The following is an 8,550-nucleotide window of genomic DNA, read 5'->3' on the forward strand; positions in this document are numbered from 1 at the left end:
TTGATATAATTCTGGTACCATTTTCAATTGATAGGTCGTATTGACAAGTTATGACCTATCTTTTTTTACCATAATTCGCTCAATTTAAGATATATCAAGGGTTACAGGGCGCTTGTCGCCCCCCCAGAAGTAGTTTAGAGAGTAATGCTGATAAAATTGCTAAAGCGATTCGGAGCCATTGGGGAATTGAAAATAGTTGACATTGGACATTAGATGTCACATTGAGGTACGACCCAAGGCCGGGTTCACCGGCCATTGGAAAGCGCACCTCTTCGAAAGATCAAAGTCGGATTCGTAAAGATAATTATCCAGAGAATTTGGCTCTAATACCTCGTTTAGCTTTAAATTTACTGAAACAATAAACGACTTTTAGCGGTGCGACCCCGGTCGGATTTCCCGACAAGCGTGAACGCGCACCAAGAGAAAGGAAGTTTAAAAATGAAGCGATATCGAGCGGCTATGGACAACAACTATTTATTTATTTTTTTATTTATTTATACTATGCTGGTTAATTAAGATTAATCATGGCCGGTTAATTTGATAAAAGTTCCGGTAATTAAAAAAAATTTTAAGAGCGTAAAAAAATAACTACCTAAATAAAATATTAGATTTTATGAGTTTAATTTGCGTAACTATTACGCAAAGGCAAATTATTATTTTACATCCTCCAATTCCAATCTATCTTTTTGAATACACAAGTCTAGAATTTTGTCAAATTAATTTAGATGCGTTTACCCTGATGTATAATAGTATTGCTAAGTAAACTGCCCTACTGACTAAAAACCAAGACTTACCTGGTAGCAGAGCTTAGAAAATCTGTCAAACCCCCTGACTCTCCTGGTAAAAAATCCAATCAATATGGTATATGGCAAAGTAGAAATCAGCTCCTTCGGGGCGAGGGAAGTAGCCTTGGTAGTAGACAAACCTACTACCGGAGTAACTCCTTTTAACTCAGGATTGTCTGCCTGACGTACTCAGAACTATTTTCAAGTGAGATGACTGGAATCTACACTGCCGATGAATTACAACAGCTGATGACCCAGGAGTCAGAGCGATGGCGACCTCTGGTATTTACTAATGGCTGTTTTGATATACTACACATTGGTCATGTGCGTTACTTAAAGATTGCCAAATCCTTGGGTTCAGCTCTAGTGGTAGGACTAAATAGTGATCAATCAGTAAACCGCATTAAACAATCACAGCCAGGATATCCTTCCCGACCACTGGTTCCTGAAATACAGAGGGCAGAAATTTTGGCAACTCTCAAACCCGTAGATGGGGTAGTGATTTTTGCTGAAACCACAGCTAATCGTTTAATTGAAGCACTGCAACCAGAGGTGTACGTTAAAGGGGGTGACTACACTTTATCTACTTTGCCAGAAGCCCCAATTGTTCAATCCTACGGGGGGCGGATTGAGTTAGTCCAGGTTGAATTTCCTACCTCCACTACTCAAATCATTAACCGCATTCTTCAGGCTCGATAAGCACGTGAGAATAGAGAATGGTTAAAATTTGGTAAATTGTTGTGGGTGTAAATTGATTCTTTGTCAATTTTGGAAAACACTTTTCATACCCTCGGGTGTTGTCTGTTCGTAGCTGGTGTCTCCCTATATACTTCAGTATAGGCACGCTACATGAGGCATGATAGCAGGGTTACATTAGGTACTAAGCACGCTTACACACTTAACTATTAACCATTAACCATTAACCATTAAACCGAGACCTAACCCCCAACCCCTAACAATTAACCTGCAAGTTAATTGTTCAAGCAGCGATTAGAGTGAAGCACCGAAGCGAGACAATTGACGGACTACGATCGCACGAATTTTGGCACAACTTGTTCATGGTAAAAGGTTTAAGGTTAGACAATTATAAGCTTCAAGGTTGTATACAAGCGGTTCCTTGCCGTAGTCTAGGTTAAAAGCATGAACTTGCTTGACTCTCGACTTTAAAACCTATCACATTCAATCTTCTTGAGTGCAACCTCAAACCCTACCCTTCATGAGCGATCAAACGGCCCGGTTACCAGCAGAAGTCTCTAACACAGTTGCCGAACTCCAGCGCCAGCTAAAGTCTAGTTCTGAAAAAAAACAACAGGCTTTGATTCAGGAACTTGCCAACACTGGCACTGCCGGGTTAGACGTGTTAATGGAATTTTTACAGGAGCAACATGCCAACCCGACTATCCTCAGTGCTGGTTTTGCCTATCAAGCCCTCCATCAAGCCAATATGCCCAAAACCAATGAATTTTTGCAAACCTATTTTCCTACTGGGGTTGTACCCCTACGTTCTGAAGCAGGCATTGATTACACACCCGTGCAACAGCTGTTAGTTAAACAAGATTTTCTCGCAGCTGACCGTCTTACTCTCGAAAAACTCTGTGAGTTAGCAGGAGCTGCTGCTCTACAGAGAAGATGGCTGTATTTTTCCGAAGTAGACAATTTCCCGATTACAGATTTGCAAACTATTGATATCTTGTGGGTTATTCACTCTCAAGGCAAATTTGGATTTTCTGTGCAGCGGGAGCTTTGGTTGTCTTTGGGCAAGAACTGGGAAAAACTTTGGCCAAAAATTGGTTGGAAAACTGGCAATCGCTGGACCCGATATCCCCATGAGTTTATCTGGGATCTCAGTGCACCAAAAGGTCATTTGCCTCTTTCCAATCAGCTCAGAGGTGTTCGGGTATTTTCCTCTTTGCTTTCTCATCCAGCTTGGTCTACTCGGATATGACTGCCATCAGCGGTCAGGAAGGAAAAAAACACAAAAATGCTTCTGATACCAAAAAAAATGGCATAATTTAAGCATTTATTTTCCTGAGAATTTGTTTACTTCACTACTCTATCTGGGAACCTTAAGTGTTGTGGGTAGTACTACAGTAGCCAGTAGACTGTGGTGCTACCAAAGGTAACCATGGGAAATGGGTTGGTTATGGCAAAAGAAAATCAACTTTTTTGTACTCTGGATGGTTTGACTCCTAAAGATCGGGAAAAAAAACGACTGAAAACTCTTCGGGATTTAGGTCTACTCGAAGCAGAAACAGTACCAGTTTTCGACGAGGCAACTCAAACTACTGCCAGATTTTTAGATGTGCCTATCTGCATTTTGGGCTTTATGGTACAAACGCAACAGCACATCAAATCAGCTGTGGGATTATCTAGAATCGGTCTAATGAATCGAGTGGCACAGTCCCGTCAGTTGCCCCGTAGTGAATGCTTTTGTAGCTATGTAGTAGATAGTCATCAAATGTTGGCGATTAATGATACAGTCGCCAACCCTGTCTTTGCTAGTAGTGTACTGGTTCACCACTACGGTATCCGTTCTTACTTAGGTGCGCCACTGTTAACTGCTGACGGAGAGTGTTTAGGTACCCTAGCAGTTATGGATTTAGTACCTCGCAATTTTACCACCAAAGATTATGAGTTTTTGGCAATTACCGCTCGTTGGAGTCTCAGTGAATTTGAGCGGAATCATTTTTTGAAAAAAGAGCGTGACCGGTTTGTTAACTGGCTACCTAACTCTTCCACAGAGGCTCAGCACTCTCAGGAAGTGGAGTCTGATCGGGAAACTTCTAGCCCTAGGAATTTCTCTCTAGATGGGATAGCTGGTTTTAACTCAGTTCACACTATTAAGTACAAATTACTAACTCAGCTGACACAGGAATTGCGCACACCTCTAACATCGATTATGGGAATGGCTAGTGTATTAAGTCGCCAAGTTTATGGGTCTTTGACTGATAAACAAAAAGAATATCTAGAAATTGTTTATTGCAGTGGTCGTCAGCTGGTCTTGATGGTTGATGAAATCCTTTGCTTGGGGATTTTTGAGGAAAACAGCGAACAACTAAATTTAACTGCTGTAGATATTGAAATGCTCTGTCAACAAGCAATGAACAATTTATCACAGATAGCGCAGCAACATCGACAAAAGTTGCATCTATCTGTAGAGCCAGGTAATCGTATCTGGTTTCTGGATAAAGAAAAGGTGCGACAAATGCTATATTACCTTATATTCAGTGTTATTTACTCGGCTGAGGCAGGGGGTGAAGTACGCATCCATGTCTCTCGAAAAACTGATTTGGAGAGGGCTAATGTCGTGTCTTTGAAAATCGCGGTTTGGGTTTCTCACCCCTGGCTCGGAGATGGTCTACCTCAGATGTACGGACAAATTTCTGAGTTACCGTTACAATCCCCCTCAGCAGCAGCAGCGGTTGCTAATGCTTTAGAAACCCCATTCATAACTGAACCACTGGGAATAAGTGAACTACCTTCGAGTTCAAACTTCCTCTGTGACAATCAGTTTTTATCCAGTTCTTTTGAGCCAGAAACCAGTAGTTGGGATTCTGAATCGGAAAAAACACCTCAGAATAGTGAATCTCGTGAAAGTTTAGGGCTATTACTAAGCTGCTATTTAGCTAAACGCCATAGAGGAAAAATTTCTGTTCAAGGTTTGCCAGAGTTAGGGTATCGCTACGTGATTACTTTACCTAAATTAGAGTCTTCTGATCAAAACTGTTAAACCACTGTTCCAATTCATTGACTGATATGTTAAACTAATGTAGGCAACGGTACTGTCAAGGTGATATAGCCAGCAAACATAAACCGTATTCCTCAAAAAAACTCATAAATAGAAGACTAACGGCTGATAAGGGTTGCTCAGTTAATAAATGGTTGAATTTTGCGCGCGTCTTTGTGAAGTGGTCGATACCAAAACTACTAAAGACCCCGTGAGAACGCCAGCTTTTCGGGAAGCGTCGAAAAGTTTTTTAGTATTTGGTGAGTAAATCCTGATCTAAAATCAAAGATTATAGATGGGGTGGGTTCAAATAAAAAATAGACAATGAATTCAACATGGGCTAAGTTTACTCTTTCAAATTTACAGCTGTATCGGTGGCGAGGCACTAGCTATTTGTATCGCCTGGTGGGACTCCTAGATTCTTGGCGTCAGAGTAGCTTGCTCCTACAGTGGTCTGACCCAATAGGAGCGATGATAGTTGCTCTGGTGTTCGGTTTAGCTCCTTTTGTGTCCAATGCTCTAGTAGGCATCTTGTTAATGGCAAGTGCAGGGTTCTGGGTATTGCTAACCTTATCTGATGATATAGGAAAGCCGAAGGTAAGCCCCATTCATCTGTTAGTTTTTTTGTACTGGAGTGTTGCCACTATAGCCACCGCACTCTCTCCGGTGAAAGGGGCTGCCTCTAGTGGTTTGGTGAAATTAACCCTTTATTTGTTGTTTTTTGCCCTGATGGCAAGGGTATTGCGTTCCGGTCCGCTTCGTAGCTGGATTATTACCCTGTTTCTCCATATATCACTAATTGTCAGTATTTACGGCTTGCGGCAGTGGTTTTTTGGGGCTGAGGCATTAGCTACCTGGGTAGACCCCACTTCAGCAGCAGCAAAACTGACACGGGTCTATAGTTATCTGGGCAACCCGAATTTACTAGCTGGTTATCTGATCCCAGCAGTAGCATTGAGTTTGGCAGCAGTATTTGTATGGCAGGGTTTGCTCCCCAAAGCCTTAGCACTGACGATGGTGGTCGTGAATTCAGTTTCTCTAGTGCTAACCTTTAGTCGGGGTGGATGGATTGGTTTTGTTGTTTGTATTTTCGTCTTCTTGATCCTGCTGGTTTATTGGTACAGTGTACAGTTGCCCCCTAAATTACGCCCTTGGGCAATGCCAGCGCTATTAAGCAGTTGTGCTGGGGTGATGCTTCTCGCAGTCATGTTTGTTCCAGCTATACGCGATCGCATTGCTAGTATTTTTGTTGGTCGGGAAGATAGTAGTAACAACTTCCGCATGAATGTTTGGTCTGCTGTGGTGGATATGATTCGTCACCGACCTATCATTGGCATTGGTCCAGGTAACAACGCCTTCAACAAAATCTATCCCCTTTTCCAACGCCCCAAATATACCGCCCTCAGTGCCTATTCCATTTTCCTAGAAACTGCAGTAGAAATGGGTTTGATCGGGATTTTATGTTTCCTTTGGTTGTTGATGGTCACTATAAACCAAGGTATGCAACAACTAAGTCGTCTGAGAAATTTAGCTAACCGTCAGGGATTTTGGCTGATGGGAGCCATTGCTACCATGTCAGGAATGCTCGCCCATGGTCTGGTAGATACCGTTTGGTACCGTCCTCAAGTGCAGACCTTATGGTGGCTAGTCGTTGCCATTATTGCCAGTTTCTATGTCAATCCGAAGAATTCTGACCCCTCAAAAGTTTAGAATTTGCAGGTTGCTTTGCAGATTGGAGGTTACAAGTTACCAAGTTACAGATTGCTAGTTTTGTGGTGACCAAACAACCTTGGCCAAAAGGCCACGCGTGCGCGTTGAATCTTGGCCAAAAAGCCACGCGTGCGCGTTCAACCTTCAATAACGTTTGAGAGCCCTTGCCATATCTCGCTGATCCTGACGCCTTTTGATCGTCTCCCGCTTATCATGGATCTTTTTCCCTCTGCCCAAACCAATGCTGACTTTAACTAAGCCGCGCTTCAAATAAATCTTTAAGGGGACAAGGGTTAAACCTTGCTGTTCTAATTTACCGGTGAGCTTATTGATTTCCTTACGGTGCAGCAGTAATTTTCGGCTGCGACGGGGGTCATGATTAAAATATTCGTTGATATTTTGGTACGGAGAGATATGGACATTGAGCAGCCACGCTTCCCCACCACGAATCAACCCATAGCCATCCCGCAAGTTGACCTTGCCAACTCGGATAGACTTCACCTCCGTTCCCTTTAACTCAATCCCCGCCTCGTAAGTCTCTAAAATTTGGTAGAGAAAACGAGCTTGTCGATTATCACTAATAACTTTATAACTTTCACCTTTATCACTCATAGTCTTGCCACTCCCACAAGCTTGCAGTTATTTAACTGTAGCGCCTGAGGTTAGAACTGGCGACAACGGGAAACTATTAACTTTTATGAAGATATTGACATTTACCTGAAAAACGGTAAAAATAGATACAGAAAAATCAAATTGTTCATCTTTTCATGACTTAACCATAGGTGATCAAGCTTCATGGAGAGACGGCAGTAAGGATATCTCCTGAAGGAACGCGCCTCTTATCACTACAATCCCACTATGAGGCGAAGACTATGAAACTTTCTGATCGCGGTGTTAGCTACCAATACTATCCTTGCAAGGTTTCCACCACAGCAGTTGACTTTGCTAGCAAGTACCGGGGGCTGAATTACCCATTGGGTAGTGCCCATGGTTTACCACTTGTGCCATACAAAGTCAACCTCAAATATCGTGGCGTTTCTTAATTAAGTGACATACTCCCACACTGAACCGATAGGTCAGTGTGGGCTTCTTGCCAACTCCGCCCATTGGTTAGGATACAAGGCCTTTGGCCACGCTACGCGAACGGCAAGCTTTATTAACGATACGGGATGCCCCTCCGCACCGGAACCATACAAAAAAGTTCAATTTTGAGGCACGTAGGTGGCGGTTAGCTCTTAATTTGTTTTCCCTACTATTTTAAGTATAGCATTTTTCAACCTATGTAACACAGTTCCTGTCAGCGATTCATCTCACACTCATGGGGTAGCATTGAGATGTGAGGCTAAAGAGCGGATGACGCTAAATATCAACTAAGTATTCTAACCTACAAATAAGGTGTCTCTAAACTTATAGCCAGTGGTGGCGATATGCCCTAGGCATCTGCCCTGTAAGCAATCACTCTCTTGGTGCGCGTTCCCTACCGCTTTGAATAAGCGCGGGGTTCCACCCCATCTTTAATTTGGCTTCCTGATTGGGTGACAACCCAGTTGGATAGATAAGTAATAGATGCACCCTGACTACTTCCCTCAGCTAAGAGCAGAGTATATCCTCTGTAAGTGGCTGAGGTTTTTTTGTGTTGATATCAGTTTTTACAGAAGATTTGTGATATAAATATTTATAATATTTAACATAAAGTAACAAGAGACTACCTAGAGGCAGGAAAAATTAACTATGGGACTCTTTGGCAATTTGTTCAACTCTCAGACCAAGTACGTTGATGAAGACCGCCAGGATATGGCACAGTCTATAGAAGCTAACCAGTCCAAAGAGTATTTCTTGGACACAGATGAAGCCAAAACAATGGGAAACATTGACTACATGCGCAGCAGCGTTAAGGTCAAGAAATCCTATCCCAAGACCAAAACTGCTGTTTTAAGGGGTGAAGTGGTAGAGCAGATCTCTGCTACGGATAAAGCAACCCTTTCCCAAAATCAGATACCTATGGCCACTTCTGAGGCTGCTTCCCAGTCTGGAGCTACATCCGAGTCTGGAGCTACATCAGGACAAAACGGTCAGGTAAGCTCTCAACGCCGTCGCCCTGACTCCAGCCTAGATCCTTTCATCAAAATGGCTCAGGATCTAAGAAAGGGTTAATTCAGTGCTTTGTAGATTGACTCCCATTCTACAAGGCATGATCAAATCTTAACTGCACCAGTGGTAAATTTGATTTTTAGATAATCCTCTTCCATCTTGGCTCCTGAAGGTTTTAGGGCTGCTAAAGCTTGGGGGAGGACTAAATTGAGTTACGTGTTCATTGTCATGTCTATA

General features: G+C 42.7%; 7 protein-coding genes, 1 pseudogene and 1 riboswitch. Of the genes and pseudogenes, 6 read left to right on the top strand and 2 right to left on the bottom strand.

Going from position 1 to position 8,550, the window contains the following annotated elements:
* Window positions 1-995 precede the first annotated feature (995 nt).
* The 4 genes from F6K52_RS27400 to F6K52_RS27415 all read left to right on the top strand — a co-directional run bounded on the left by F6K52_RS27400 (window position 996) and on the right by F6K52_RS27415 (window position 6,222).
* Complete coding sequence (locus F6K52_RS27400; RefSeq protein ID WP_293085824.1) at window positions 996-1,484, top strand: adenylyltransferase/cytidyltransferase family protein; 489 nt, start codon at window positions 996-998, stop codon at window positions 1,482-1,484.
* 517 nt (window positions 1,485-2,001) lie between these two features.
* Window positions 2,002-2,730 (top strand): GUN4 domain-containing protein, encoded by a 729-nt coding sequence (locus tag F6K52_RS27405; RefSeq protein WP_070396930.1) that lies wholly within the window; start codon window positions 2,002-2,004, stop codon window positions 2,728-2,730.
* Window positions 2,731-2,928: 198 nt separating this feature from the next.
* Window positions 2,929-4,515: a GAF domain-containing sensor histidine kinase gene (locus F6K52_RS27410; RefSeq protein WP_293085828.1), complete on the top strand. Its 1,587-nt coding sequence runs from the start codon at window positions 2,929-2,931 to the stop codon at window positions 4,513-4,515.
* Between the two features lie 321 nt (window positions 4,516-4,836).
* The gene (locus F6K52_RS27415) at window positions 4,837-6,222 is read left to right on the top strand and encodes an IctB family putative bicarbonate transporter (protein WP_293085831.1); all 1,386 of its coding nucleotides are present in this window, start codon (window positions 4,837-4,839) and stop codon (window positions 6,220-6,222) included.
* A gap of 144 nt (window positions 6,223-6,366) precedes the next feature.
* Here F6K52_RS27415 and smpB read toward each other — a convergent pair whose 3' ends face one another.
* Complete coding sequence (gene smpB / locus F6K52_RS27420; RefSeq protein ID WP_293085834.1) at window positions 6,367-6,834, bottom strand: SsrA-binding protein SmpB; 468 nt, start codon at window positions 6,832-6,834, stop codon at window positions 6,367-6,369.
* 140 nt (window positions 6,835-6,974) lie between these two features.
* Window positions 6,975-7,059: riboswitch (Glutamine riboswitch) on the top strand.
* A 35-nt stretch (window positions 7,060-7,094) separates the two neighbouring features.
* Here smpB and F6K52_RS27425 point away from each other — a divergent pair.
* Both F6K52_RS27425 and F6K52_RS27430 read left to right on the top strand, forming a co-directional pair.
* Complete coding sequence (locus F6K52_RS27425) at window positions 7,095-7,265, top strand: DUF4278 domain-containing protein (RefSeq protein WP_293085839.1); 171 nt, start codon at window positions 7,095-7,097, stop codon at window positions 7,263-7,265.
* A 688-nt stretch (window positions 7,266-7,953) separates the two neighbouring features.
* Window positions 7,954-8,376, top strand: coding sequence for a hypothetical protein (locus F6K52_RS27430; RefSeq protein ID WP_293085842.1), 423 nt, complete (start codon window positions 7,954-7,956; stop codon window positions 8,374-8,376).
* A gap of 41 nt (window positions 8,377-8,417) precedes the next feature.
* Here the strand turns inward: F6K52_RS27430 and F6K52_RS27435 are convergent.
* Window positions 8,418-8,550: pseudogene (locus F6K52_RS27435) on the bottom strand (hypothetical protein); the annotation flags it as partial.

Origin of the sequence: Moorena sp. SIO3H5 (genome assembly GCF_010692395.1) — a bacterium.
Taxonomy (GTDB): domain Bacteria; phylum Cyanobacteriota; class Cyanobacteriia; order Cyanobacteriales; family Coleofasciculaceae; genus Moorena.